23 protein-coding genes and 1 pseudogene are annotated in these 25,114 nt (G+C 66.4%); 12 read left to right on the top strand and 12 right to left on the bottom strand.

Annotated elements, in window-relative coordinates; genetic code table 11:
* Positions 1-118: 118 nt before the first annotated feature.
* Positions 119-2,515 carry a sensor domain-containing protein gene (locus C5O27_RS15715; protein ID WP_231498932.1) on the bottom strand — a complete coding sequence of 799 codons (2,397 nt, stop codon included), beginning with the start codon at positions 2,513-2,515 and terminating at the stop codon, positions 119-121.
* A 292-nt stretch (positions 2,516-2,807) separates the two neighbouring features.
* Between C5O27_RS15715 and C5O27_RS15710 the strand changes: the two genes are divergently transcribed.
* From C5O27_RS15710 to C5O27_RS15700, 3 genes are all read left to right on the top strand, one after another.
* Entirely contained in the window at positions 2,808-3,971 is a 1,164-nt protein-coding gene (locus C5O27_RS15710) for a beta-ketoacyl synthase N-terminal-like domain-containing protein (protein WP_127963109.1), read from the top strand.
* Positions 3,972-4,044: 73 nt separating this feature from the next.
* Positions 4,045-4,935 carry a hypothetical protein gene (locus C5O27_RS15705; protein ID WP_127963108.1) on the top strand — a complete coding sequence of 297 codons (891 nt, stop codon included), beginning with the start codon at positions 4,045-4,047 and terminating at the stop codon, positions 4,933-4,935.
* Positions 4,936-4,983: 48 nt separating this feature from the next.
* On the top strand, positions 4,984-5,850 hold the full coding sequence (locus tag C5O27_RS15700) for an LLM class F420-dependent oxidoreductase (protein ID WP_042376984.1): 867 nt from the start codon (positions 4,984-4,986) through the stop codon (positions 5,848-5,850).
* Between the two features lie 99 nt (positions 5,851-5,949).
* Here the strand turns inward: C5O27_RS15700 and C5O27_RS15695 are convergent, their stop codons facing one another.
* From C5O27_RS15695 to C5O27_RS15685, 3 genes are all read right to left on the bottom strand, one after another.
* Positions 5,950-7,542: an ABC transporter permease gene (locus C5O27_RS15695; protein ID WP_040004175.1), complete on the bottom strand. Its 1,593-nt coding sequence runs from the start codon at positions 7,540-7,542 to the stop codon at positions 5,950-5,952.
* A gap of 8 nt (positions 7,543-7,550) precedes the next feature.
* On the bottom strand, positions 7,551-8,513 hold the full coding sequence (locus tag C5O27_RS15690; protein ID WP_006359110.1) for an ABC transporter ATP-binding protein: 963 nt from the start codon (positions 8,511-8,513) through the stop codon (positions 7,551-7,553).
* Between the two features lie 111 nt (positions 8,514-8,624).
* Positions 8,625-8,828: a hypervirulence associated TUDOR domain-containing protein gene (locus tag C5O27_RS15685; protein ID WP_006359109.1), complete on the bottom strand. Its 204-nt coding sequence runs from the start codon at positions 8,826-8,828 to the stop codon at positions 8,625-8,627.
* An 81-nt stretch (positions 8,829-8,909) separates the two neighbouring features.
* Here C5O27_RS15685 and C5O27_RS15680 point away from each other — a divergent pair, with 81 nt between their 5' ends.
* From C5O27_RS15680 to C5O27_RS15655, 6 genes are all read left to right on the top strand, one after another.
* Positions 8,910-9,506: a sulfite oxidase-like oxidoreductase gene (locus C5O27_RS15680; protein WP_006359108.1), complete on the top strand. Its 597-nt coding sequence runs from the start codon at positions 8,910-8,912 to the stop codon at positions 9,504-9,506.
* The gene (locus C5O27_RS15675) at positions 9,503-10,219 is read left to right on the top strand and encodes a ferredoxin reductase (protein WP_006359107.1); all 717 of its coding nucleotides are present in this window, start codon (positions 9,503-9,505) and stop codon (positions 10,217-10,219) included. Before C5O27_RS15680 ends, C5O27_RS15675 begins: the two co-directional genes overlap by 4 nt.
* A 66-nt stretch (positions 10,220-10,285) precedes the next feature.
* The gene (locus C5O27_RS15670; protein ID WP_006359106.1) at positions 10,286-10,762 is read left to right on the top strand and encodes a glutathione peroxidase; all 477 of its coding nucleotides are present in this window, start codon (positions 10,286-10,288) and stop codon (positions 10,760-10,762) included.
* A 26-nt stretch (positions 10,763-10,788) separates the two neighbouring features.
* Positions 10,789-11,697, top strand: coding sequence for a DUF1295 domain-containing protein (locus tag C5O27_RS15665; protein WP_006359105.1), 909 nt, complete (start codon positions 10,789-10,791; stop codon positions 11,695-11,697).
* Entirely contained in the window at positions 11,694-12,851 is a 1,158-nt protein-coding gene (locus C5O27_RS15660) for an FAD-dependent oxidoreductase (RefSeq protein WP_006359104.1), read from the top strand. Before C5O27_RS15665 ends, C5O27_RS15660 begins: the two co-directional genes overlap by 4 nt.
* Positions 12,852-12,882: 31 nt before the next feature.
* Positions 12,883-13,578 carry a hypothetical protein gene (locus C5O27_RS15655; protein ID WP_006359103.1) on the top strand — a complete coding sequence of 232 codons (696 nt, stop codon included), beginning with the start codon at positions 12,883-12,885 and terminating at the stop codon, positions 13,576-13,578.
* 81 nt (positions 13,579-13,659) lie between these two features.
* On the opposite strand, the gene fadD5 (C5O27_RS15650) is transcribed toward C5O27_RS15655, so the two are convergent.
* The 5 genes and pseudogenes from fadD5 (C5O27_RS15650) to C5O27_RS15630 form a co-directional block, all read right to left on the bottom strand.
* Complete coding sequence (gene fadD5, locus C5O27_RS15650) at positions 13,660-15,267, bottom strand: fatty-acid--CoA ligase FadD5 (RefSeq protein ID WP_006359102.1); 1,608 nt, start codon at positions 15,265-15,267, stop codon at positions 13,660-13,662.
* Between the two features lie 95 nt (positions 15,268-15,362).
* Positions 15,363-16,966 (bottom strand): annotated as a pseudogene (gene fadD5, locus C5O27_RS15645) (fatty-acid--CoA ligase FadD5).
* 181 nt (positions 16,967-17,147) lie between these two features.
* Positions 17,148-18,395: an RNA polymerase sigma factor gene (locus tag C5O27_RS15640; protein WP_127963106.1), complete on the bottom strand. Its 1,248-nt coding sequence runs from the start codon at positions 18,393-18,395 to the stop codon at positions 17,148-17,150.
* 10 nt (positions 18,396-18,405) lie between these two features.
* Positions 18,406-18,783, bottom strand: a complete 378-nt coding sequence (locus C5O27_RS15635; RefSeq protein WP_006359099.1) for a YciI family protein — start codon at positions 18,781-18,783, stop codon at positions 18,406-18,408.
* Between the two features lie 92 nt (positions 18,784-18,875).
* Entirely contained in the window at positions 18,876-19,382 is a 507-nt protein-coding gene (locus C5O27_RS15630) for a M15 family metallopeptidase (protein ID WP_127963105.1), read from the bottom strand.
* Between the two features lie 95 nt (positions 19,383-19,477).
* Between C5O27_RS15630 and C5O27_RS15625 the strand changes: the two genes are divergently transcribed.
* Positions 19,478-20,611 carry a DUF2235 domain-containing protein gene (locus C5O27_RS15625; protein WP_127963104.1) on the top strand — a complete coding sequence of 378 codons (1,134 nt, stop codon included), beginning with the start codon at positions 19,478-19,480 and terminating at the stop codon, positions 20,609-20,611.
* A 15-nt stretch (positions 20,612-20,626) separates the two neighbouring features.
* Here C5O27_RS15625 and C5O27_RS15620 read toward each other — a convergent pair whose 3' ends face one another.
* Positions 20,627-21,022 carry a VOC family protein gene (locus C5O27_RS15620; protein WP_127963103.1) on the bottom strand — a complete coding sequence of 132 codons (396 nt, stop codon included), beginning with the start codon at positions 21,020-21,022 and terminating at the stop codon, positions 20,627-20,629.
* Between the two features lies 1 nt (position 21,023).
* Entirely contained in the window at positions 21,024-21,332 is a 309-nt protein-coding gene (locus C5O27_RS15615; RefSeq protein ID WP_050918698.1) for an ArsR/SmtB family transcription factor, read from the bottom strand.
* Positions 21,333-21,506: 174 nt separating this feature from the next.
* Between C5O27_RS15615 and C5O27_RS15610 the strand changes: the two genes are divergently transcribed.
* The gene (locus C5O27_RS15610; protein WP_006359094.1) at positions 21,507-22,289 is read left to right on the top strand and encodes a FadR/GntR family transcriptional regulator; all 783 of its coding nucleotides are present in this window, start codon (positions 21,507-21,509) and stop codon (positions 22,287-22,289) included.
* 734 nt (positions 22,290-23,023) lie between these two features.
* Here C5O27_RS15610 and C5O27_RS15600 read toward each other — a convergent pair.
* A complete protein-coding gene (locus C5O27_RS15600) occupies positions 23,024-24,466 on the bottom strand; it encodes a carotenoid oxygenase family protein (protein ID WP_006359093.1) in 1,443 nt (480 codons plus the stop codon).
* Between the two features lie 70 nt (positions 24,467-24,536).
* Between C5O27_RS15600 and C5O27_RS15595 the strand changes: the two genes are divergently transcribed.
* Complete coding sequence (locus C5O27_RS15595; protein ID WP_127963102.1) at positions 24,537-25,103, top strand: TetR/AcrR family transcriptional regulator; 567 nt, start codon at positions 24,537-24,539, stop codon at positions 25,101-25,103.
* Positions 25,104-25,114 lie beyond the last annotated feature (11 nt).

Genomic DNA, 25,114 nt, shown 5'->3' with positions numbered 1-25,114 from the left:
GCTGTCCGGTTGCATGGTCGTCGTCTCCGACGTTTTCGCGCCCAATCTACTCGCGGGGTGAGGTCAGGCGGCGCACATCCGAACACGCGTCGGTATCGATCTGGTCTGAATCGACTGGTCAGGCGTCGGGCTGCGTTGCGGTCGTGGTCGAGATCGCCAAATTCCCGGCCACGATCTCGGCGAGCGGTTTCGGCCGTCCATAGTGATACCCCTGCGCGAAATCGCACCCGACGGCCGCGATCGTGGCTGCCTGGGTAGGGGTCTCGACACCCTCGGCGATCACGCGGACACCCACCGCGTGTGCGACGTCGACGATGCCCGCGAGGATCGTACGGGCGTTCGGGTTCTCCCCGAGGGCGTCGACAAAGGCCTTGGCCGTCTTCAGGATGCCCACCGGCAGTCGGTAGAGCTCACTGAGCGAGGAAGCGCCGGTGCCGAAGTCGTCGAGCGAGATGCTGACGCCGAGGGTCCGGATGTCGCGAAGCAGGTTCAACAGGTCGCTCTCCAGCGGCGCGAGTGCGCTCTCGGTGATCTCGAGGCAGAGGGAGCGAGGATTCATGCCGGTCTGCTCACACGTCTCACGAAGACGGCGTAGAAACCTCCCGTTGGTGAGTTCGCGTCGGGATACGTTGACGCACAACATGACCTGCCGCAACTGAGGTGTTCCGGCCACCTCGGCGCAGGCCGTGGCCAGGACGTGGGCGCCGACCTTGTCGATGAGCGTGGATTGCTCTGCCAGAGGGATGAACTCGGTCGGAGGGATCGAACCGAGTTCGGGGTGGTTCCACCGCAGGAGGGCTTCGAGTGCGACGAGTGTTCCGCTATCGGTGGACACGATCGGCTGATAGTGGATCTCCAGCTGGGAAGGGTCGGAGGTCAGTGCGCGACGGAGTTCCTCCTCGATGCGTTGGCGGCGCTGGAGCTCCTCTCGGTGATGGGTCCGAAATTGGACGTAGGGTTCTCGCGATACCTTGCGCGCCTGATACAGAGCAATATCGGCGTCGCGAAGGAGGTCTGTCGGGGTGTAGCGGTCGCCGGCCGCAACGGTGGCGACGCCGATGCTCACCCGCACCGTCAGGGGTTCGCTGCGGTCGGTCACACTCAACGGCGGCCGGATCGCGGCGCGTATCGACTCGATCCGGCGCTCGATCTCCGCGGGCGTGTTCGCTCCGGTGTGGGTGGTGACCAGGACGAACTCGTCACCCCCGATCCGGCCCACCGCGCCCTCCCGGGGCGTCGCACCCGCGAGCCGTTGGGCGACGGTGTGCAACACCTCGTCGCCGACGGCGTGACCGAGCGAGTCGTTGACCAGTTTGAAGTTGTCGAGATCGATGTAATAGATCGCCACGCAACCCGTTTCGTGTTCGGCGAGTGCATTCAGGTGTGACTCGATCTCGTTGAGGATCCCGGCCCTGTTGTACAGCCGGGTCAGCGGATCGTGGACCGCGTCCCACGCGAGCCGGGTGCGTTCGCGGTAGCGCTCGGTGATGTCGGCGAAGGACACCAGCACGACCGCTTCCGCGGTGTCGTCGTCGATCGGCCGGCAGCTGCACGACAACCACCGTTCGCCGCCCGGTGTGCTGATCGTCGCCGTGGCGTCGGTGATCGCGGTCCGCGTCCGCAGGCAGCGGACGATCGGTGACTCTCCGCCGACGAAGTCGAGCGGCAGATCGTGAACGAACGAACCGGGAACGCCGTGCGGGCCGAGCATGGTCGCGGCGGCGGGATTCGCGAGTTCGATCCCGCCGTCCGCCCGCACCACGATGACCGCCTGGTGGAGGGCGGCGAGGATGGTGCCCAGGCGTTCGATCAGCGGTCTACGGGTGGGTTCGGCGACGATCAGGAAGCCGTCGTCCATCGACGTCACCGAGATGTGGGCGAGAAATGTCCGGTCGTTGTCGGCGCGGCGGTGAAGCTGGTCGACGGTGCCGCCCAGGGCCACGGCGGCCTCGACGTCGAGATCGCCGCCGGTGACCGAACCCAGCTCGCGCCCCACGGCGTCGCCGGCGGTGATGCCGTACATCTGCTCGGCCGCCGGATTCCACGACCGCACCGTCATGTTCCGGTCGACGGCGATCACGGCGTTGCTGACATGGTCGAGCAGTGCCGCCTGCCGTCGAAGCGCCGCCTCGATGGCCTTCTGCGCGGTGATGTCCCGCAAGATCACCTGGTATGCGGGTTCGTCGTGCCAGACGGTGCGTACGGAGGTGACCTCCATCGGTCGCGACACCCCGTGGGCGTCGACCATCACGACTTCTTCCGGGTACGTCGCCGCACCGGCTTCGTCGCCCATGCTGACGATCCGCTCGATCATCTGTGGGAGTTCATCGGGGTGGACGAAGTCGGTGATCGGGCGGCCGAGCATCTCGTCCCGGTCGGTGACCCTGGCGAAGTCGAGCGCGGCCGAGTTCACGTACACGATGACGCCGTGCTGGTGCACGGCGATCGCGTCCGGGCTCAGTTCGAGGAGGAGACGATAGCGTTCGGCCACCGCAGCGTCGCTGGATCGGGTCATGGGCTCGGCATGAGGTGCGACGAGATCGCTGTGGCCACCGTCCGTAGGCGTCGATTCCGGCACTGCGTCAGTCCCTCCCCCGCCCTGTTCCGACCCCCGGTGTACATGATCCCCCAAAAAGGGGGCGCGGGGTGGGCTAAAACGCCGCCGAGTCGTGCGAAAGTCGAATTGGCGACCCCGCCCGTCGCGAAATGAGTCGAATGCCGCTTTCCGGGGGATTCTTGAGGTGGCGTTCGGTCGGATCACCTGGCAGAACTGCCGACAATTCCAAATCCATGAAGAGGATTCACCAATGACGAATCAGCGATCGACTATTTCGGGTGTGGGGGCCGTGACCGGATACGGCTGGGGGCGAGAGGCGCTGTGGAGTGGCCTCATCTCCGGCAAGTCGGCGGCCGCATTGCACGAGGGTTTCGGATTCGGTTCCGGAGACGACGGCGGTCCGGGGTGGATCGTGCGCGTGCCGGAGGGCGGCGACCAGGCCGACGGGAGCACCCGCTTCGCGCGTGCGATGCGAAGTGCGGCGCGGGAGGCCATCGAGGATGCGACCGAACGCGGTTGGCGCCCGGGTTCGCGTGTCGGTTTGGTTCATGCGTGTGTGCTCGGTGATCTCGAGATGTATCCGATGGTGACTTCCGGCGTCGGGCAGTACACCGGTCGGCAGTATCTGTCGGTGACACCGTCCACGCCGGTGTCGTTGCTGATGCAGGAGTACGGCTTTCACGGTCCGGCGTTGAACGTGTCGGCGATGTGCACCTCGGGTTCGGCGGCGATCGTTACCGCGAAGTCGTGGCTCGACGCCGATCTCGTCGACGACGTCCTCGTCGTCGCAACGGATCTGTCGGCCAAGCCGGAGGTGGTCGGGATGTTCGTTCAACTCGGCGTCGCCATCACCGACACCGACGCACTCGACGCCTGCCGTCCGTTCCAGGAAGGCAGCCGGGGCTTCACCTTCGGCGAAGCGGCCATCGCGTTCACGATGACCAACGCCGAGACCGACGGTTACGCAGATGTGTTGGGCGGGGCCATGTCCCACGACGCCTATCACGTCACGTCGATCGATCCCCAGCTCACCAATGTGGTGGGCTGCGTGGAACAGGCCCTCTCGACCGCCGGTGTCGCCGGTGACGAGATCCGGTACCTCAACGCACACGGTCCCGGTACCCGGCAGTGTGACCGCGCCGAGGCGACAATCGCCGAGACGATGCTGCCCAACAGCGAGGTGTTCTCCGTCAAACCCCTTGCCGGGCACTGCCAGGGTGCGGCGGGTGCGGTCGAGCTGGCCGCGTCGATTCTCGGATACGACCGCGGCCAGGTCCCGGCGACACCCAGGGTTTCCGACGGGATCCCGCAACTGCTGGACGGCCTCACGCCGCTTGCAGCGGGACCCACACTGAAGACCTCGCTGGGCATGGGCGGCCACAATTCGGCGGTGGTGATCGCGCCCCAGAGCTGATCGAGCGCGACGATGTTCCGCGGATCTACCGAGTTTCCTGCGGAAAACCGCAGCGAAGCCGCACAATTCAGGCATGACCAACTCGCCGGACAAACCGGCGGCCGATCAGCCGACGGTGAGCACAGTGCAGACGACGGGGGCGCGGCGCGTCCTCACCGCATTCCTGAACTCCCCCTTCGCAGGGATGTCGCCATGGATCCTGATGGCGCTGCTCACCGGTCCGGGTCGCTTCGAGGAAGCCGCGGCGTCGGCATTCGTGTTGTCATTGCTGCTCGTCGTGGGCGGACATCGACGCGGCTCCAAGATCAAGCTTCTCGAGGTCTTCGACGTCGCCTACTTCGGGACGATGGCCGCCCTGGCTCTCTTCGCCTCGGAGAGCGTCATCGACTGGCTGGAGAAGTGGGGCGGCGAGATGACCAACATCGCGCTGGTCGCGTTCGCCTTGGGCTCGATCCTGATCCGCCAACCGTTCACCCTGCAGTACGCGCGCGAGTCCACCGACGAGGAGGTCTGGGACAGCCCGCTGTTCCTCCGGATCAACTACGTCATCACGTGGGCGTGGGTCGTCGGCTTCGGCGTCGCCGCGGTGTCCGGTGCTGTCGGTGACCTCGTCCTCGATGATCCGAACGACTTCTGGACGGGCTGGATCATCCAGATCGGCGGTACCGTGTTCGCCATCGCGTTCACCGAGTTCTATCCCGACTTCGCCACGTATCGCGCCGCGGTCCGCGAGGGTTGGGACGCCGACGAGAAACCGCAGAGCATGCTCCACCTCTTCGACTGGGTACCGATCTTCGTCTTGGCGATCGGGATCGCGGGATTGCTCACCGACGAGTTCAGCACGGTGACCGGGATCGTCGTCATCGTGGTCGGTGCGGTGGGCATAGGAATCTTCCGGCAGCTGACCTCGTCCCTCGACGCCCGCCTCGCCCAGACGGCGCCGGGAGCATCTGAGACGGCATGAACCCGGCATTCGCGCTCGATCGCCGAGGCCGTCGGTAGTGTCGAGAGCATGAATCTCGATGGGGTAGGAATCTGGAGTTCACCACTACGGTACGGAGACGCCGGGGAGGCCGCGGAAGCCGCGGCCGAGCTCGACGAGTTGGGCTTCACCGCCCTCTGGATCCCCGACGTCGGTGGCCCGGTTCTCGATTCGGTGCGCAACCTGCTCGGTGCCACCAAGAAGACCGTGGTCGCGACGGGCATCCTCAACATGTGGATGCACGAGCCGCACGACGTCGCGGCTGCGCACGCGAGTTTCGCCGACGAGTTCGGTTCACGCTTCCTGCTCGGGCTGGGCATAAGCCACGCGCCGCTGATCGACGCGCAGGAGGCCGGTCGCTACCGGAAGCCGCTCGCGACCACCCGCGCCTTCCTCGACGGACTCGATTCGGCGCCGCAGCCGGTCCCGGCCGACAGCCGGGTTCTCGCGGCCCTCGGGCCGAAGATGCTCGGTCTGGCCGCTGACCGGACTCTCGGTGCGCATCCCTACCTGGTGACGCCGGACCACACCGCGACCGCCCGTGAGACCCTCGGCACCGAGCCGCTCCTCGCGCCCGAGCAGACCGCCATCTTCGCCGAGGACCGTGACGAGGCACGGTCGATCGGCACCAAGTGGCTCACGGGTTACCTCGCCATGCCGAACTACGCCAACAACCTTCGTCGCCTCGGCTTCACCGACGAGGACCTCACCACGGTCAGCGACCGGCTGTTCGACGCGCTGATCGTCTGGGGTGACGAGTCGGCGATCCTGTCCCGCATCGACGAGCACCGATCTGCCGGCGCCGATCACGTGTGTGTCCAGGTCCTGCAGAAGGATCACCGCGGTTTCCCGCGCGAGCAGTGGCGTCGCCTCGCGGCGGCCCTCGGACAGAACTGATCACGTTGCGCGATCGTGCGTGACTAGTCGGCCACCCGAATCTTCCGTATGACGTTGAACCCGGATTCCGGGTTCAACGTCATACGGATCTGAGCGACCTCACGGGATGTCGCGTCGTCGGAACCCGACGAAACCGATCGCAAGAAATCCGAGAGCGACGAGGCCGATCCACACCAGCCCCCACCCGTCGGGGTCGGTGACGACGACGTCGGGTACATGGTGGAACGGACTGAAACCGAGCGCCCAGTCGGGCAGTTTGAAACTGGGGCCAAGCACCGTCATCACGAACGAGACGAGCACGCCCAACCAGATCGCCGGACGGGCCGCCGGGCGGGCACCGAGTATGGCGACCGCGAAAGCGATGACCGTCCACGCTGCCGGGATGGTTGCGACCGCCTGCAGGAGGGCGTCACCGAAGGTGATCCCGATATCCGCGGTCGACGCGAAGACACCCACCACGACACCAGCGATCATCAGGAACGCCGCCGTCGCCAGCAGTGCGACACCGACATTCGTGGCGAGGTACCGGAGCCGGTGGACAGCCGTCGCCAGCACGGGCTCGGCTCGGTCATCCAATTCCTCGGTACGCACGCGGTTGACGATCTGCACGCCGGCGACCGAGACGATGATGCCGACGATGCTCAGGATGGTGGTGACGAACGCGGAGATCAGGTCGGCCGGGGATGCGGCACCGGAGGCGAAGATCGACGCCATCGCCGGGTTGCTCGTCAGCAGGTCCTTCACCGACCGGGTGAAATACCCGAAGACGACACCGAGACCGAGGAATGCCACCGCCCACGACACGATCGGTGCGCGGTTGAGACGAATCGCCAGGCTCAGAGGTGTACCGGCGCTCCCCCGCGGCGGCCCTGGACGGGACGGGATCAGACCCTGACCGAAATCGCGAGACGACTGCAATGCGAAACCGACGACCGCGACGACGACCGCGAACGCGACGCCGATGAGCAACGGCCACCAGTGGTTGCCCGATGCCGGCCGGGTCTCCTCGATCCAGCCGAGCGGATTGATCCACGACGTCCACACCGGTGCGCTGATCGAGAAGAGGAAACCTCGCAGGACGAACAGGATCCCGAGCAACGACACCGAGATCGTCGTCGCCGCACGGGCGTCGGCCCCTATCTGCGAACTGACCGCGGCGACGGCAGCGAACATCCATCCGGAGACCGTGAACCCGGCGGCGAGCAACGCCGAGGACGCCCAGTCTCCTCCGCACAATCCGGTCAGCACGCACGAGACGATGCCGATCGCGGCCGAACAGATCACCGCCATGACCACGGCCGTCAGGAGTCGCGACGACCGGCCCGAGACGCCGGAGGCCAGCAGTTCCGCCTGCCCCGAATCCTCTTGGCCGCGGCTGGCTTTGACGACGATGAAGATCGCGCCCAGTGCGGCGATGAACCCGCCGAGCGCGAGACTGCGCCACGCGTTGAACCCGTCGGTGGTCGACAGGTCGTAGGCGGGCCCGAAGATCAGTCCCAGAGCCGGATTCGCCCCGATCGTGGCCGCGAACGCCTTACGTTCCAGCGCGTCGGAGAACAACCAGGGATAGATGAGCACCGACGACACCGACAACGCGGTGGGTAGCAGAATCCACGGCGCGAAAGACCGGCCCTCGTGACGGAGTGAGGCATGGAGCAGTGGTCGGGTTCCGACCGTCGAGGAAGACGCCATCGCGCTGGTCACTCCCCTGCCGCCGGGTTGTCGGAGACGCGGACCCCGTCACTGTCGCTGTCGTAGAGCCGCAGGAACAGACTCTCGAGAGAAGGTGGTTCGACGGTGAGTGACCGCAGCCCGCTCGCCGTCAACACCTCCATCGCCGCGCCGATCCGATCGGAATCGACTGTCGCGCTGAGACGGTGACCGTCGACGTCCACATCGTGGAAGTCGGTGAGCCGATCGGCGGCCGGGACGGTGTCGAGTTCGGCGCGCACCGCGGTCCGGGTGTGACCGCGCAGCTCGGTCAGCGTGCCGGTCTCGACGATGACGCCGTCGCGGATGATGCTCACACGGTCGGCGAGGGATTCGACCTCGGCGAGGATGTGACTCGACAGCAGGACGGTCGTGCCACGCGCCTTGGCCTCCCCGACGACCTCCTGGAAGACGTTCTCCATCAACGGGTCCAGGCCCGATGTCGGCTCGTCGAGGATGAGCAGTTCGACGTCCGACGCGAGGGCGGCGACGATCGCCACCTTCTGGCGGTTGCCTTTCGAGTACTGGCGGCCACGCTTGGCGGTGTCGAGCTCGAAACGTTCGACGAGGTCGGCGCGTCGGTCCTCATCGAGCCCACCACGCATCGAACCGAGGAGATCGATCATCTCGCCGCCGGTCATCGACGGCCACAGCGAGACGTCGCCGGGCACATACGCCAGTCGGCGATGCAGTTCGACGACGTCGCGCCACGGATCCCCGCCGAGCAGTCGCACCTCACCCGCGTTGGCACGCAGCAAGCCCAGGAGGACGCGGATCGTCGTCGACTTGCCGGCACCGTTGGGGCCGAGGAACCCGTGGACCTCACCGCGGCGGACCTCGAGATCGAGTCCGCGAAGGGCCTCGAAACTGCCGAAGGACTTGTGCAGCTTACGGACGTCGACGGCGAGATCAGCAGGTGGCCGCCCGGTGGCGTCGGATACTCCGGTGGGCATGGCAAACCTCCAGATTCGGCGATCGCCATAAGCGTTGCACAGCAGCCGGTGAGGTAGGCCCGAAACGTGAGCGACTGCCGCTAAACCGCACGTTCGGCGGTATCGCACCGTCTACTTCTTGCTCAATGACGACTCCTTGTGGGCTGCCTTGGCGCCCGTCTTCGACGACTTCACGATCCAATAGGGTTCGTCCTCACTGGCTTTGAATTTCTGCCCCTCGAACGTGAACTCCTTGGTTCGCTTCTCCTCCGCGGTCCCCTCGGTCTGACCCTGCGAGGTGTTCCAGCGGACGGTGTCGTTCTTGTTGATCGCCATGTCCCGGAATGCCCACGGTCGATGTTCCGCCAAACCTCGCCACACAGCCGTCCCGTTCAGCTGCGCGTAGACTCCGCGACCATGGCGATCGTCAACCGAGGCTTCGTGGGCCGCCGCGACCGCGATGCCCGCCGCCTTCCACCGGGCCAGTACACGACCCTCGATTTCCCGGTGTTGTCGGCCGAGCCCACTCCATCGGTGCCCCTGGACAAATGGTCGCTCGCCGTGCAGTCCGCCGAACACCGTGCGACGACGTTCACCTGGGAACAGTTCCAGGCGCTGTCCCACGAGGAGATCACGACCGACATCCATTGCGTCACAAGGTGGTCGAAGTTCGCGACGCGCTGGCGCGGGGTTTCCTTCGACACCCTGGTCGGTGCGCTGCCCTTCGAACCGGCACCGTACGTCATGGCGCATTGCCACGGCGGGTACACCACCAACGTCCCGCTCGCCGACCTGACCGGCGGACAGGGCTGGATCGCCGACACCTACGACGGCGAGCCCCTGGCACCCGAACACGGCGGGCCCGCCCGGCTTCTGGTCCCCCACCTGTATTTCTGGAAGAGCGCGAAATGGGTTCGGCGCCTTCGGTTCATGCCCGACGACACGCCGGGTTTCTGGGAGGAACGCGGGTATCACATGTACGGCGACCCCTGGCGTGAGCAGCGGTACTCGTGACCGATTGGCTGCTCACCACGGTCACCTCCGTCGTCGACATCACCCCGTCCGCACGCACCCTGCGGCTGGCTCTCCCCGAACCCGTCCTCGTGCTACCCGGCCAGCATGTCGACATCCGACTCACCGCAGAGGACGGCTACTCCACCGCCCGCACCTACTCGGTGTCGGACGCCCGGGAGACCCGATCGATCGAGGTCACCGTCGAACGTCTCGACGACGGCGAGGTGTCCCCCTACCTGGTCGACGTCGTGGAGGTCGGCGACCCGCTGGAGATCAGCGGCCCACACGGCTGGTACTTCACCTGGGCCTCCGGCGACGACCGCCCGGTGCAGCTGATCGGCGGCGGATCCGGGGTCGCGCCACTCATGTCGATGATCCGGAGCCGCGAGGTCGACGCACCGCTCACGCCCTTCTCCCTGGTCTACTCGGTGCGCAGCCCCGAACGCGTCTACTACCGCGACGAGATCCGGCAGCTCCTGGAGCACCGCCGCATGGATCTCCATCTGGTCCATACACGCGTCGCACCCGCAGGTTCGCAGAGACCAGCAGGGCGCCTCGACTCGGAAGAGCTGGCCGCGCTCACCATGAACCCGTCGAAGTCGCCGACCGTCTACATCTGCGGACCGAACAGGTTCGTCGAGGGCTGTGCGACGTGGATGGTCGACGCCGGCCACGACCCAGCCCGGATCCGTACCGAACGATTCGGCGACTGACGCTCGTAGCCTGCGGGTTCGGTTCAATGCGTGCTGTTCTGGGCCGACCGGAAGTAGCGTGGCGACATGACTTCCGCGTATGACTTCACCGCGACCGGGATCGACGGCAACCCCGTCGACCTCTCGACGTTCCGGGGCGACCCATTGCTGATCGTGAACACCGCGTCGAAGTGCGGCTTCACGCCGCAATACCAAGGGCTCGAGACGCTGCATCGCGACTACCAGGATCAGGGATTGCGGGTCCTCGGCTTCCCGTGCGACCAGTTCGCCCATCAGGAGCCCGGCAACGAAGAAGAGATCAAGAACTTCTGCTCGCTGACCTACGACGTCACGTTCCCGATGTTTGCGAAGGTCGACGTGAACGGACCCGACGCCCACCCTCTCTTCGAGTGGCTGCGCACGCAGAAGTCGGGGGTGTTCGGCGGGCGGATCAAGTGGAACTTCACCAAGTTCCTGGTCAATCGCGACGGTGTCGTCGTCGAACGATTCGCACCGGCCACCAAACCCGAGAAACTGGTCGGGTCCATCGAGAAACAACTGTGATCCGCCGACGGTAGGGACGAGACACCGTGAGCCGGACAGCGTCGTTCGTGCGTGTTGTCATCGCCTACGTGGTGGCACTGGGGGTCGCCGCCGCGTGGCTGTGGTCGGGACCCGACACCGGTCATCTGTGGCTCGACACCCTCGTCGCCGACCTCTGGGCGACTCTTGTGATCTTCGGCTTCAGCCGCTGGTACTCGAACTCAAGCATGTACGACGCCTACTGGAGCGTCATTCCGCCCGTGCTGCTCGTGTACTGGTGGGCTGCAGGCGATGTCGGCGTCGATGCCGTGCACTGCTGGGTCATCGCCGTCGTCGTCGGGATCTGGGCGATCAGGCTGACCGCCAACTGGGCGACCGGGTGGCCGGGTCTGGACCACGAGGACTGGCGGTACGGACTGCTCAAGCAGCGCGCCGGTGGTGCCGCGATCGTCGTCGACCTGTTCGCCATCCACGTCATTCCCACCATCCAGGTGTTCCTGGGCATGGTCCCGGTGTATGTCGCGGTGACCCATTCGGATTCGACGATCGTCTGGCTGACCGCACTGGCCGCGGCCGTGGGGTTCGCCGCCATCGGCCTCGAATCGGCCGCCGACGCCCAGTTGCGTCGTTTCACGGCACAACGCACACCGGGAGCGGTCCTGGACACCGGTGTGTGGTCGTGGTCCCGACACCCGAACTACTTCGGCGAGTTCTCCTTCTGGGTTGCGATGGCCTTGTTCGGCATCGCCGCATCACCCTCTGACTGGTGGTGGTTGCTCCTGGGTGTCGTGGTGATGCTGGCGATGTTCCTCGGCGCCAGCATTCCGATGATGGAGCAGCGCAGCCTGTCTCGACGTCCCGGTTACGCCGATGTCGTCGACCGGGTATCGCTGTTCGTACCCCGCCCGCCGCGCGGTGCCCGACCACCGCAATCGACCGAGCACGTCCCCGGATGACCCGACCCCGCGTCGTCATCGCCGGCCTCGGTGACACAGGAATCCTCACCGCGATCCATCTGTCCGGGCACGCCGACGTCGTCGGGATCTCGTCGAAGCCCGGGCTGGTCAGCGGTCAAGAACTCGGACTCCGCCTCAGCCGACCCGACACCTGGGCCCGCGACTACCGGATCCCATTCGATCGGTTCCGCAAGCTGGACCGCGTCCGCACGGTCCACGGATCACTGACCGCGGCTGATCTCGACGGACGAACGGTCACGGTCACCGACGCCGACGGAACCGAGCACGTCGAACCGTTCGACGCCCTGGTCATCGCAACCGGGGTCCGCAACGGCTTCTGGCGGCGCCCGGTCCTACAGTCTCCTGCCGACGTCGACCGGGACCTCGCCGCAGCGCATCACCGCCTGGCGGAGGCGGATTCGATCGCGGTGATCGGCGGCGGTGCCGCCGCGGTGAGCGCGGCGGCGAACCTGGCCGCGACGTGGCCGGGCAAGCGGATCGAGCTCTACCACCCCGGCGACCGCGCGCTACCCCGTCACCACCGGCGAACCTGGCAGAACGTGTCGACGCGGCTGCGCGGGCTCGGCGTAGGAGTGCATGGCGGACACCGCGCGCAGGTACCAGATGGCTTCGCCTGCGACGAGATCACCAGCGGACCCGTGCGCTGGACCACCGGGCAGGAGCCGGTGCGGGCGGACGCGGTGCTCTGGGCGATCGGTCGGGTGATACCGAACTCGGAGTGGCTGCCACCGGACCTCCTCGATCCGGGCGGGTTCGTGCGCGTGACACCGGAACTGCGGGTGCCCGGACACGGGTTCGTCTATGCCGTCGGGGACATCGCCGCGACCGACGCACTCCGGAGCTCGGCTCGCAACCGAGCCGACCGGATTCTCGCCCACAACATCCGCGGGGACCTGTCGGGTCGCCCCGACCGTGCGCGGAGCTATGTGCCACCCCGGCGACGGTGGGGATCGGTTCTCGGCGCGCAGCACGACGGCCTCCAGGTGTTCGCGCCGAACGGCCGGGCATTCCGATTTCCCGCATGGTCGGTGGACGCGGTGCTGCAGCCGTGGGTCGTGCGGCGTGGAATCTACGGCGGGATTCGCGACACCGGTCCGCCGACGTCTGCCGATCCTCGGCGGCGTCGCACCTGAAAGGTCATCTTTCGCGCCTACACTCGGCCTCATGAGTAACGAGCAGTTCTCGGCCCATTCGTCAGATCCGGCCGGTCCGCCGCCCGGGTCGCACACCTCGCCGGTCCCGCCCGCGTCGACACCGGCAGGCTCGACACTGCCGGGTACGACGGCAGGCTCGACACCGCCGGCTACGCCGGGGACGACCGACACGTCACTGAAACCGACGGCTGCCGAACGTGCGAACACGATCGTCAAGAAGGTCGTGATCGGCCTGATCATCGCCGCCCTGCTGGTGATCACGTACTTCATCCTCGAGGCGTTCCTGCCGCGGTGGTGGGCCGGACAGATCGGTCGCCGGGTCGACGGGTCGATGGCCAGCGGTGTCTGGACCGGCCTCGTCCTCGGTGTCGTCTGCACCTTCGTGCCGCTGCTGCTGTTCACGTTCGCGTTCCTGAGTCGCAGCCGCATGCGAAATGTCCCCGCCATCGCGTTCGCCGTGGTCGGCGTCATCGTGGCGATCCCCAACCTGCTGACGCTGACCGTCGTCATCGGCGGCGGCAACGGTGCACACGCGGGTGAACGCATCTTCGACGTCGACGCACCCGGTTTCCGCGCCGCCACCGCGTGGGGCGTGATCATCGGCGTCATCCTCGCGATCGCCGTCGGCTGGTTCATCTGGCGCTACCGGCGGCGTGGCCGGGAGCTCGCGGCGACCCGCCCCAAGAAAGACAAGAAGAAGAAGTGATGGTCGGGCTGACCCGCCGCTGACAAGATCAACCCGCCACCTCTTCGAGGCGGCGGGTTGATCGTTCGAGGGCGATTGTGGTCAGTCGGCCAGCCCGGCATCCTTGCTGCCATAGGTCTCGCGCAGTTTCGGCTTCACGACCTTGCCACCCGCGTTGCGCGGAAGCTCGTCGATGATGACGAGATCCTTGGGGTGCTTGAACCGTGCCAGGTTCTCGTTGAGGTGGGCCTCCAGGTCGGCCAGGGTCAGATCGGTGACGCCGTCGGCCAGGACCACGACGGCGACCGGCACCTCGCCCCACTTCTCGTGTGCGCGACCGATGATGGCGGCCTCCATGATCGCCGGGTGGCCGTAGAGGACGTTCTCGACCTCGGCGCAGTAGATGTTCTCGCCGCCGGAGATGATCATGTCCTTCGCGCGGTCGACGACGTAGAGAAACCCGTCCTCGTCCTCGCGCACGAGATCGCCGGAATGGAACCAGCCGCCGCGGAACGCTTCCGCGGTGGCTTCGGGCTTGTTCCAGTAGCCCTTCATCAGGTTGGGCCCGCGGTAGACGATCTCCCCCACCTCGCCGGGCTTCACGTCGTTCATCAGCGGGTCGACGATTCGCGCGGTCACCGCGGGCACCACCTTGCCGATCGAACCCTGTTTGCGCAGTGCGTCCTTCCCCTCCAGGATCGTCGTCACCGGGGACATCTCGGTCTGTCCGAACGCGGTCATGTTGAGCGCGTCGGGGAAGGCCTCGCCCATCGCGTTGAGGACGGTGTCCGACGCCGGGGCGGCACCCCAGCTGATGTTGCGCAGGCGGAGCTTTCGCGGTCGCGCCTTCTGGGCTGCGCACACCGCTTGCCACTGGGCGGGCACCATGAACACCGAGGTGGTGCCTTCTCTTTCGAGGGTGTCGAGCATGGCGTCGGGGTCGAAGGCGCCGAGCGGGTGGATGACGGCGCGGATGCCGCGGTAGAAGACCGGGGCGAACGCGGCCAGGCCGGCGATGTGGAACATCGGCGGGACCACCGACGCCACGTCGTCGGCATCGGCCGACGCGGTGGTGGCCATCGTGGTCACCGCCTGCGCATGGAAGTTCTGGTGGGTCAGCATGGCGCCCTTGGGCTTTCCGGTGGTGCCCGAGGTGTACATGATCGCCGCGACGGTGTCTTCGGGGACATCGACCGCCGGCAGGTCCGCGTCGCCCTCGGCGAGGAGGCCTTCGTACTCCAGATGCTGCGGGTTCTCGCTGCCGTCGGCGACGATCAGGGTGTCGATCCCGCCGGTGGACGCACTCACGGCATCGGCCAGCGGCGCGAGGAGCTTCTCGGTCACGATGACTTTGGCGCCGCTGTCGGCGACGAGGTAGGCGACCTCGGCCGGGCTCATCCGGATGTTCACCGGAACCGGGATGGCGCCGATCAGCGTCGCACCCAGGACGGCCTCGACGTATTCGGTCCGGTTGAGCAGCACCATCAGGATGCGATCGCCGAACTGCACACCGAGTCGGCTGAGCGCCGTACCGAACGCCCGTGACCGGTCATCGAGTTGCTTCCACGTCGTGGACTTGTCCAGGTAGGTGATCGCCACGTTGTCCGGCGTCATCAGCGCATGTCGGTGAACCTGGTTGTTCCAGTGGTTGCGGCGTGACCGGTAGGGCTCGGTGGTCAGGTCGGCGGCGGCTTCGGTGGTTGCAGTCATTCACTGGCTCCCGTGTCGATCGTGCGATGGTCGACATTGTTGTCTGCGTCACACCCTACGCAGACTCACCGGGTAGCTCGCGAGATTTCGCCGGGTCAGTCGGACAGACCGGCGTCCTTGCTGCCGAAGCGCTGGCGCAGCACGGGTTTCGTGACCTTGCCCCCGGCGTTGCGCGGCAGTTCGCCGACGATGACGAGGTCTTTGGGTGCTTGAACCGCGCCAGGTGCTCGTTCAGATGAGGCTCCAGCTGGGCCAGGGTCAGATTGCCGACGCCCTCGGCGAGGACGACGACGGCGACGGGCACCTCGCCCCATTTCTGGTCCGCCCGGCCGATGACCGCGGCTTCGGCGACACTCGGGTGGCCGTAGAGGACGTTCTCGACCTCGGCGCAGTAGATGTTCTCGCCGCCGGAGATCACCATGTCCTTGGCGCGGTCGACCACGAAGAGGAATCCGTCCTCGTCTTGGCGGACCAGGTCGCCGGAGTGGAACCAGCCGCCGCGGAACGCCTCGGCGGTCTCCTCAGGCTTGTTCCAGTACCCCTTCATCAGGGTCGGGCCGCGATAGACGATCTCCCCCACCTCGCCGGGCGCGACGTCGTTCATCAGCGGGTCGACGATGCGCGCGGTCACCGCGGGCACCACCTTGCCGATCGATCCGATCATCCGCAGGGCGTCCTTGCCCTCCAGGATGCAGGTCACCGGCGACATCTCGGTTTGCCCGAACGACGTCATGTTGAGAACTCCGGGGAACGTTTCGTTGATGGCGTCGAGGACGGTGTCCGACGCCGGGGCCCCGCCCCAGCTGAGGTGACGCAACCGGAGTTCCCGGGGGCGCGCCCGTTGCGCGGCGCAGACCGCCTGCCACTGCGCGGGCACCATGAACACCGAGGTCGATCCCTCCCGCTCGAGGGTGTCGAGCATGGCGTCGGGGTCGAAGGAACCGAGCGGATGGATGACCGCGCGGATGCCGCGGTAGAAGACCATCGCGAAGGTGGCGAGGCCGGCGATGTGGAACATCGGCGGGACGATCGACGCCACGTCACCGGTCCGTGGATTCGTGGTGGAGATCGACGTGACGGCCTGCGACTGGAAGTTCTGATGGGTGAGCATCGCGCCCTTGGGCCGGCCGGTGGTGCCCGAGGTGTACATGATGATCGCGACGGCGTCCTCGGGGACGTCTACCAGCGGAAGGTCCGACGGGTCCTCGGCGACGAGGTCCTCGAACGAGAGATGTTCGGGTGTGTCGCTCTCGCCGACGACGATCACCGTGTTCGTGCCGCCGTCCAGGGCGCGTGCGGCATCGACGACGCCGGTCAGCGCCGTCTCTGTGACGACGACGGCCGCGCCGCTGTCGGTCATGAGGTAGGCGAGCTCGGCGGGACTCATGCGGATGTTGACGGGCACCGCGATCGCCCCGATCAGGGTCGCTCCCAGAATCGCCTCGGCGTATTCGGTGCGGTTGAGCAGCGCCATCATGACCCGGTCGCCGAATCCCACACCGCGTCGACTCAACGCCGCGGCGAAGGCACGGGACCGGTCCTCGATCTGCTTCCACGTGCGGGTCTCGTCGAGGTAGGTGATCGCGGGCTCGGCGGGGGTCATCAGCGCGTGCCGGCAGACCTGGTTGTTCCAGTGATTGCGGCGTGAGCGATAGGGCTCGGAGGTCAGGTCGGGGATGACCTCGGCGATTGCGGTCATTACGGCCTCCCTACGGTGGCGGACACCCGTTGTCCGACTTGTCGTTCCGAGTCATCACCCTAGGCCGTGAGCCTGCGGAAAGCGCTGTGCGGCCGATGATTTGCACCTATGGCAGGGTTAGTCGACTCCTATGACCCCGGCCTCGTCCGTTGCGCCGGCGTCCGCTGCGGCGTGAATCGCATCAGCACAAGTGGTCCACACGGCGGCGTAACCAGTCGCGGACACGCGGGTCACGCGACAGCACTGCGGCACGCTCGAAGTGGTGCCGTGCGGCCGCCGCAGACCCGGTGCGGGAGAGGAGATCCGCTCGTGTGGCGTGAAACGGCTGGAAGTCGTCGAGATCGTGCTCTGCTTCGAGTCGGTCGAGCAGAGCCAGACCTTCGGCTGGTGACCCCGCGCGCCCCACGATCGCGGCGTGAGCCACCTGTGCACCCACGGTCGGGGTGACGATGACGAGGGCGGCCGACAATGTCCGCAGAGCGTCCCAGTCGACGACGCCGGTGCGTGCGCGGTCGTTGTGAACCGACTGCATCGCGGCCTCGAGCTGGAACCGTCCCATCGGAGCGCCGAGGGCGGCGGCACGCCGGAGCATCGCTTCGCCGTCGCGGATCAGGTCTCCGTTCCACAGTTCTGGGTCCTGTTCCTCCAGCGGGACGAACGATCCGGTGCGGGCAGGGACGCGTGCCGACGAGAGGGCGATGAGAGCGGCCAGGCCCCACGCCTCGGGCTCATCATCGAGGAGGTCGGCGAGCGTCACCGCCAGATACAGCGCCTCCCCGGCCATCGAGTCGACGGCGTCGGTACCGGAGCCGGCCGGATCGTCCCAGGCGATTGCGAAGCACCCGTAGATCGCCTCGAGAACGGCGGACAGACGTGCCGGCATGGCCGCGCGGCCGGGAACGACGAACGGGATGCGGGCGTCCCGGATACGTCGCTTCGCGCGTACGAGACGTTGCGCCATCGTCGCGGGGGCCACCGCGAACGCCGCGGCGACATCGGCTGCCTCGAATCCGAGCACCGCCTGCAACATCAGCGGTGTCCGGATGGCCGGGTCGATCGCCGGGTGTGCACACGTGAACAGCAGCTCGAGTCGTTTGTCGCCGATCGCATCGGGGTCGAGGTCGTCGATGGGTGTCACTACTGCCTCCCCGACGTTGTCGGCCCGATCGTCGAAGTCGACCGACTTCCGGTATGCGGCGGATTTCCAGACATCACGCTGGTGGTTGCGGGCAACGGATAGCAGCCACGCGGTCGGTTTCTCCGGCGTGCCGTGCTCGGGCCACGTGCTCAGCGCGCGTTCGAAGGCGGTCGACAACGCGTCCTCGGCGAGTGCGAGGTCGCCGGATGCGGCGGCGAGAAGCGCTACCAGCCGCGAATACGACTCGCGTGCGGCATGATCGGCGGCGGCGTGCGCCCCGTCCCGGGTCATCGGTACGGCATCATCCGTTGGGGGTCCAGGCCCCGTTCACGGTGTAAGTGGCACCGGGACGGATCTCGATGACACCCCAGTCGATCGGAGGCGCCTGACTTGCCCAGTCGATGGCGGCATCCAGGTCATCGACATCGATGACGATCGTTCCGCCGAGTTGCTCCTTGGTGTCTGCGAAGGGCCCGTCCTGGACGACGAGCTCGCCGCCGACCTTCCGGATCGTCGTGGTGGCGGACGAATGCCGTAGCACTTCGGCAGTCACGAGGACTCCGGCGTCCTGCAGCGCACGGGTGTACGCCGAGAATGCGGCCTGCCCGGCCTGGATGGCTTCCTCGCCGAGCGTCGAGGCGTCGTGCTCGGGGTAGTGCAACAAGATTGAGTAGTGCATGGTCGACCTCCTGATCACCAGGACCGGCTCTCGGTCCGTGTGAGGAGATGACGAGCGTGCGACCCGTCGATCGACAGCCTACGACCGTTCGATCAGATTCCGCGCCGATCCGCCCGGACCGCGGCATCCGGCCACATCGGCGGACACGGAGTCCCCGGTGTGGTCGCGAGTTCGAAATGCCACCACTCGTTGACGAAGGTCCGGCACAGCCCCCACAGGTGACCGTTGCGTTCGAGCCAGGCCGCACCGTCCCACGGGCCGACGTCGACCGCCTCGCCGCGAACGTGCGGTGACTCTTCGGCGGGCAGGACCCAGCGTCTGGCGGCCTCGGGACTGCCATAGGTGGCGATCGCGTTCCGCCAGAGCTGCCGTTGCTCGGCATCCGACCGCTTCCCCGAGGTGATCCAGATCGGAACACCCTGCGTCCGAGCCTCGTTCGAGGCGAGCGTGTACGACGCGGCGAGGCCGGGAGCCAGGCCTTGTGTCCCTGGGGCAAGGACCGTGGGCGCTGCCGCCGCCGAACCGACTCCGAGCACGGCAGACGCGGCGGCGCCTGCGGCGAGTGCGGCGCCCATCAGTCGAGACGCGAGGTTGCTCATCAGACCAGTGAACCGTACGACTGACCCGGGCTGCGGGTACCGGTCTGCGGCGTTACCGTCGATGTGTCGGAGCCGTCGAAGCCAAGGGGGCCGACATGAGGAAACGACTGATCATCTGCTGCGATGGCACCTGGAAATCGGCCAAGGATCCGCGGATCTCCAACGTGGAGAAGATCGCTCGCGCCGTGAAGACCGACGCCGTCGACGGCGCGGTCCAACTCGTCCACTACGTCAATGGGGTCGGTACGGGTTCCTCGTGGTCCGACCGCGTCTTCGGGGGCGCCTTCGGTCGTGGTCTGGACGCGAATCTTCTTGACGCGTACCGGTTTCTCGTCCTCAACTACGAGCCCGATGACGAGATCTTCGTGTTCGGGTTCAGTCGGGGCGCGTATACCGCGCGGAGTCTGGCCGGGATGATCGGCAAGGTCGGTCTGATCACGCCACGCCAGTTGGCCGAGGACTCCACCAGCAACTTGTTCGAGAAGGCCTTGGAGCTGTACCGGGACAAGAAGAAGTTCCCGGCCCTCGGACGCGAGGTGCCCATCGCCTTCATCGGGGTGTTCGACACCGTGGGCGCTCTCGGCGTACCCGGAATCACGCGGCACAAGCACAAGTTCCACGATGTGCATCTTGGAAAGAAGGTCGACGTCGCCCGGCAGGCGCTGGCGATCGACGAGTGCCGCCTGACCTTCGATCCGTGTGTCTGGGAAAAGGCCGACAACACGCAGACGGACGTGAAACAGGTCTGGTTCGAGGGTGTCCACTCCGACATCGGCGGTGGCCTCGAGATCGTCGAACCGTCCGAGCTGACCTTGGCCTGGATGGTGCGGGAGGCGACGCTGCGTGGTCTCGAGTTTTCCTATGACCGGTTCACCGCCATCCGGCAACCGGTCGATCCGGCGTGCCCCGAGTATGCCGCCAACAGGTCGATGAACGCCGCGTACCAGATCGTCAACCTGGCCAAACTCGCGATCGGGCCATTCCGACTGCACGGCACCACCATTCGGCATCGACTCCAGCGACGCCGGCTCGAGATCGAGAAGGACCCGGCGACCCCGCTGCTGATTGCCGAACCCGCGCTGACCCGGTGGGAGTCCGATCAAGACGGTCGGCGACGGAAGGCGCCGAACATCGGATGGTGGGTTGCCACGTTCCAGGGCGACCCCGACGCGCTGCGAGCACGGGTCGTCGAGATCCCGCCGCTGACCAAGCCGCTCGTCGGGGTGTGACCGCGCGGATGCCGATCAGGCGTCCTTGATCGCGGCGATCTGGATCAGGTTTCCGCAGGTGTCGTCGAAGACGGCCACCACCGCAGTGCCGATGTCGGTCGGTTCCTGGGTGAAGACGACGCCTTGTTCCCTGAGTCGCCGGTACTCGGCCTCGACGTCGTCGACGGTGAACTGCGCCAACGGGATCCCGTCTTCGACGAGCGCATCCCGGTAGGGCTTCACCGCCGGATGCCCGGCCGGCTCCAGTAGGAGTTCGGCGCTCTCGGGCGCTTCGGGCGACCTCACGGTGAGCCACCACGTGTTCTCCCCCATCGGGATGTCGTGATGTTTGGTGAAGCCCAGTACGTCGGTGTAGAAACTCAGCGCCTTGCGCTGGTCGTCGACGAAGATCGAGGTCAACGTGATTCTCATGTCATGCCTTTCGTGTCACCGGCCACCGTCTGGCGATGTCCGCCAGTGGTGCCGGATCAAAGTAGTGGAACTTGGCGCGTCCGCGCTTCGCTGTGTGAACCAGCCCGGCGGCCTCGAGAACGCCCAGATGCTGCGAGATGGCCTGGCGGGTCAGGCTCAAGCCCCGCTTCGTGGTGAGTCGTCCGCAGATCTCGAACAGCGTCTGACCGTCACGGTCGGCGAGTTCGTCGAGGATCGCACGCCGCGTCGGATCGTCGAGAGCATGGAATACGTCTGCCACACCTGACGATAGGCAAGCGCACGCTTGCATGTCAACGATGCTGCGATCGGTTCTGCCGCCGACCAGCTCGCCGCGGTTGCGTAGAATCGACTTGTATCACTGGGTTTGACAACTGGGTGTATCAGATCGGCCCGGGGATCAGATCCGGTTCGGCCGCCGCCCTCACCTCGGGAGCGTCGGTGGTCAAGCACGAGGAAGGTACTCATGACCAAGCCCGTCAACCTGGCTCCCATGATGGTCCCCGCGACCACGAGCGGTGCGATCCGGTCCCCCAAGACCGCTGAGCTGGTGGCACGCACCCTGCGTCGGATGATCGTCGACGGTCGGCTCAAGGACGGCGATTTCCTCCCGCACGAAGCCGATCTCATGGCGCACTTCCAGGTGAGCCGCCCGACGCTGCGTGAAGCGGTCCGCGTCCTCGAGTCCGAGCGGCTGGTCGAGGTGCGTCGCGGTTCGCGTACTGGTGCCCGGATCCGTGTCCCCGGCCCCGAGATCGTCGCGCGTCCGGCAGGACTGTTGCTGGAGCTGTCCGGGACCACGGTCGCCGAAGTCATGCGGGCCCGCGAGGTCATCGAACCCGCAGCCGCGGAGATGCTCGCGGAGACCGGTGACACCAATGCGTTCGACGAACTCCAGGCGATCATCGACAACGAACTCGACGAGGCCTTCGAGAACGGCACCATGGCCCAGGCATCGGTCTGGTTCCACCGCCGGATTGTCGAGCTGTCCGGTAACTCGGCAATGGAAATGATCGCGGGCATGCTCAGCGAGATCGCCGAGCGCCACATCGCCAACACCATCGACGACGACCCGATGCCGCGCGCGCAGTACACCAAGCTCATCCGCTCCTACCAGAAGCTCGTCGACCTCGTCCGCGCCGGCGACGGCGCCGAGGCCGCAGCCCACTGGCAGCGTCACATGAAGAACTCCAACCAGGCGCTCCTCGCCGGACACGAGACCACCCGTGTCCGGGACGTGATGGACTGAAGCCCGCCATTGTCGACGACCAGGGCGACGAGGTGCCGCGACGGTCGGCCCGGCGAGATCATCTTGCGTCCGCGTCGCTCCCGCTCATCATGTTCGAGGGTTACCGGCGTCGTCCGGGGGCCACCCCCGCCGCAATCCTTGGTCACACACCGTGACATCAAGGTGGCCGCGATCCTCGTCGACGGTCGACGCTGACCGAGAACGTGTCGTGCGCCTGGTCGCTGGACAAGCTCATCAATCAGACGGTCCGACTGTCGGATCTGTTTCGCAAGCACATGTTCGGGTGCTTCATCGAAGACCAGCACGGCATCGACACCGCTACGCGGTGGGAGTCGACAACATCACCTGGGAATGCGACTACGACCGGAACGCCGCGGAACAGTTGTTACGACGCCGGATCGAAGCGATGAAAGCCGCGCGCGAGTTATCTCGAGGGGTAGCGGCGCGCAACCGGATTGATGTCGCGTGCGAACTCAACCCGGCTGCACGACCTCGATCGAAGTCGTTGAGCCGCATCGAAGTCGCCCGCGACTTCATTTCGACGGATGTAGGCCCACTCGCTCCCTGCGGTGCGACGAACGAAGTCCGGCAACCCCACTCGCTCCCTGAGGTGCGACGAGCGATAGCGAGGAGCCACGAAGGGCCGGCGACCGTACCTCACCAGGTCTTCGTGGCTCGTCGCTCACGCTCCTCGCACCTCAGACATCAGGAGTGGTATCCCCAAGTGCATCGGACTATTCCGACGTGGCCGCCTTGTACGCCCCATGAAACGTCATCGGCACGTGATGCCGGAGCGTGGCGATGGCGACCGGGCCCGCGCTCGGGCGTTCGGCGTTCAACACGATCAACCGGGATCGCTTGTCCGACGGCCGGTGTTCGAGGCTGAGCAACCAGCCGCGACCCTCGCCCGGGTTCTCGGGATCCTCGGCGAACAGGGGCTCGCACACGGTGTTGCCCGGCGTGGTGTAGCGATCCTGCGCTCCGGTCGTCGTGTCGACGGTCGTGATCGAATCAGGGTCGCCCCCGCGTACGGCGGCCTCCGCCAAGTACGTGTAGCGGTGAGCGGTGGTCACGAACCGCGAATCCACCTGCGGGAACTCGCATCCGAGTTCGTTGAGCGGATCACGCACAACGGCTTCGGTGTTGCGGTTGATCCGCAGCCTGGTGAGGGTTCCGCCGAATGCGGGTCCGGCCTTGTCGCGGAAGTTGCACAGGTAGTTGTTCCACTGCGTCCATCCGCCGGTCGCGTCGTGGGCGACGATGTCGACGACGGTCTCGGGTCCGGCTTCGTAGGCGTTCGCCACATGGAAGTGGAACAGCGAATCCGTCTCGATGCGTGTGGCCTTCCCACCGTCACGCGGTACGAGGACGATGGTCGTGCCCAACTCCGGTTTGTACGAGAGCGCCTCACCGAACGGGCGCATCCCCAATGCGACCGGGATGGGCCGGCTGACGACCAGCGGTCCGAGCACGAAGACCAGGTGACGTTCGGTGAGCGCGAAGTCGTGCACGAAACCGAGCTTGGGGATCGGCACCGTGCCGACGTTGTGCAGGCGTTTGGACTTGTCGAGCCGGTAGCAGCGGATCATCGGCCTCGGGAAGAAGTCGAGTCCGAAGTTGAAGACGTCACCGGTGTTCGGGTCGATCTTGGGGTGTGCGGAGAACGCACCGATGCGTTTGAGGGCGCCGTCGAAGGATTCGCTGCCGTACGTCTCGAGCGTCTCGGCGTCGAGGCGGTGCGGTCGTCCGCCTTCCCACAGCGTGTAGAGCACGTCGTCGTGGACGAGAACGCTGGTGTTGGAGAGATTCTCGGGAAACTTCAGCGCGTTGGCCAGCGGCCCGCCGACGCGTTGGGTGTTGAACCCTTTCGGCGGCAGTTGGGTCTCGTTGGCGCGCTTGAAGCTACGTGTACGGACATAGCGATTGCGGTAGTGGACGCAGTCGGGCGAGATGTCGAAACGGGACACCATGCCGTCGCCGTCGAAGATGTGGGTCATCGGATGTCCACCGATCTCGAAGCGACCGGGTCCGATGCGGAAGAGGACGCCACGCAGGGAGGACGGGATCTGACCCTCGATGTCGTCGATCTCGTAGTCGAACTCTTCGTGCTGAGAATCCCACGGGGATTCTCCACCGGTCTCACGTGAAGGCGCCCGGGTCGGGACTGATACAGACATGGCTCAAGAGTCTCACGCTTGAGACAAATTCCGCAAGGGTGTTTCACATGGGGTGATCTAGGATGGCGGAATGTCGAGCGGCGAAGACCTCACGAGTGCGGCGCGCGCGGTCGCGCGTCGTGTCGGTGTCGGTGCGCTCACGCTGGCCGCGGTCGCCAAGGAGGCCGGCATCAGCCGGGCCACCATCTATCGCCGGTACGCATCCCGCGATCAGTTGATCTCGGCCATCGTCTCCTCCGAGTTGGATGCACTCGAGCGGGTCATGTTGAGCCGTCTGCGGTTTGCCGACGATCCGCGGGACACGATCTACATGCTCGTCCGCGAGGTGCTCGACTACAACGCCAACAACGAGCTGGTCCAGGCCGCTCTACGGTACGACGCGGCGTCGTTGACCCCCTGGCTGATCCGGCGCGAGGGCCACCCGACACTGATCGACATCGTCACCGACCGCGCGCTGGCGTTCATCACCGAATCACCGGTTGCCCGATACCTGTCCCCCAGCCCCGAGGCCGCCGTCGAGTTCATGGTCAGCTCGGTGTGCGCCGAGCTCCTGTCCCCCGCCCGGTTTCTCACCCATGCCGACATCGCCAACCGGATCACCGATGCGATCTACCGGCCGCAGTCCGACACCGCCTGAGCCGAGGCCCT

Source organism: Gordonia alkanivorans (assembly GCF_004011905.1).
GTDB lineage: Bacteria > Actinomycetota > Actinomycetes > Mycobacteriales > Mycobacteriaceae > Gordonia > Gordonia alkanivorans.
The sequence above is the reverse complement of the archived record's forward strand: the minus strand, read 5'-3'. Positions and strand labels throughout refer to the sequence as shown.

Excerpts from the sequence above, each read along its gene's own strand:
- C5O27_RS15705 (WP_127963108.1), top strand. The coding sequence starts at position 4,045 with ATGACCAACTCGCCGGACAAACCGGCGGCCGATCAGCCGACGGTGAGC.
- C5O27_RS15625 (WP_127963104.1), top strand. The coding sequence starts at position 19,478 with ATGAGGAAACGACTGATCATCTGCTGCGATGGCACCTGGAAATCGGCC.
- C5O27_RS15610 (WP_006359094.1), top strand. The coding sequence starts at position 21,507 with ATGACCAAGCCCGTCAACCTGGCTCCCATGATGGTCCCCGCGACCACG.
- C5O27_RS15680 (WP_006359108.1), top strand. The coding sequence starts at position 8,910 with ATGGCGATCGTCAACCGAGGCTTCGTGGGCCGCCGCGACCGCGATGCC.
- C5O27_RS15710 (WP_127963109.1), top strand. The coding sequence starts at position 2,808 with ATGACGAATCAGCGATCGACTATTTCGGGTGTGGGGGCCGTGACCGGA.
- C5O27_RS15640 (WP_127963106.1), bottom strand. The coding sequence starts at position 18,395 with ATGACCCGGGACGGGGCGCACGCCGCCGCCGATCATGCCGCACGCGAG.
- C5O27_RS15660 (WP_006359104.1), top strand. The coding sequence starts at position 11,694 with ATGACCCGACCCCGCGTCGTCATCGCCGGCCTCGGTGACACAGGAATC.
- C5O27_RS15655 (WP_006359103.1), top strand. The coding sequence starts at position 12,883 with ATGAGTAACGAGCAGTTCTCGGCCCATTCGTCAGATCCGGCCGGTCCG.
- C5O27_RS15600 (WP_006359093.1), bottom strand. The coding sequence starts at position 24,466 with ATGTCTGTATCAGTCCCGACCCGGGCGCCTTCACGTGAGACCGGTGGA.
- C5O27_RS15635 (WP_006359099.1), bottom strand. The coding sequence starts at position 18,783 with ATGCACTACTCAATCTTGTTGCACTACCCCGAGCACGACGCCTCGACG.
- C5O27_RS15595 (WP_127963102.1), top strand. The coding sequence starts at position 24,537 with ATGTCGAGCGGCGAAGACCTCACGAGTGCGGCGCGCGCGGTCGCGCGT.
- fadD5 (WP_006359102.1), bottom strand. The coding sequence starts at position 15,267 with ATGACTGCAACCACCGAAGCCGCCGCCGACCTGACCACCGAGCCCTAC.
- C5O27_RS15695 (WP_040004175.1), bottom strand. The coding sequence starts at position 7,542 with ATGGCGTCTTCCTCGACGGTCGGAACCCGACCACTGCTCCATGCCTCA.
- C5O27_RS15615 (WP_050918698.1), bottom strand. The coding sequence starts at position 21,332 with ATGCAAGCGTGCGCTTGCCTATCGTCAGGTGTGGCAGACGTATTCCAT.
- C5O27_RS15670 (WP_006359106.1), top strand. The coding sequence starts at position 10,286 with ATGACTTCCGCGTATGACTTCACCGCGACCGGGATCGACGGCAACCCC.
- C5O27_RS15620 (WP_127963103.1), bottom strand. The coding sequence starts at position 21,022 with ATGAGAATCACGTTGACCTCGATCTTCGTCGACGACCAGCGCAAGGCG.
- C5O27_RS15685 (WP_006359109.1), bottom strand. The coding sequence starts at position 8,828 with ATGGCGATCAACAAGAACGACACCGTCCGCTGGAACACCTCGCAGGGT.
- C5O27_RS15690 (WP_006359110.1), bottom strand. The coding sequence starts at position 8,513 with ATGCCCACCGGAGTATCCGACGCCACCGGGCGGCCACCTGCTGATCTC.
- C5O27_RS15630 (WP_127963105.1), bottom strand. The coding sequence starts at position 19,382 with ATGAGCAACCTCGCGTCTCGACTGATGGGCGCCGCACTCGCCGCAGGC.
- C5O27_RS15715 (WP_231498932.1), bottom strand. The coding sequence starts at position 2,515 with ATGACCCGATCCAGCGACGCTGCGGTGGCCGAACGCTATCGTCTCCTC.
- C5O27_RS15700 (WP_042376984.1), top strand. The coding sequence starts at position 4,984 with ATGAATCTCGATGGGGTAGGAATCTGGAGTTCACCACTACGGTACGGA.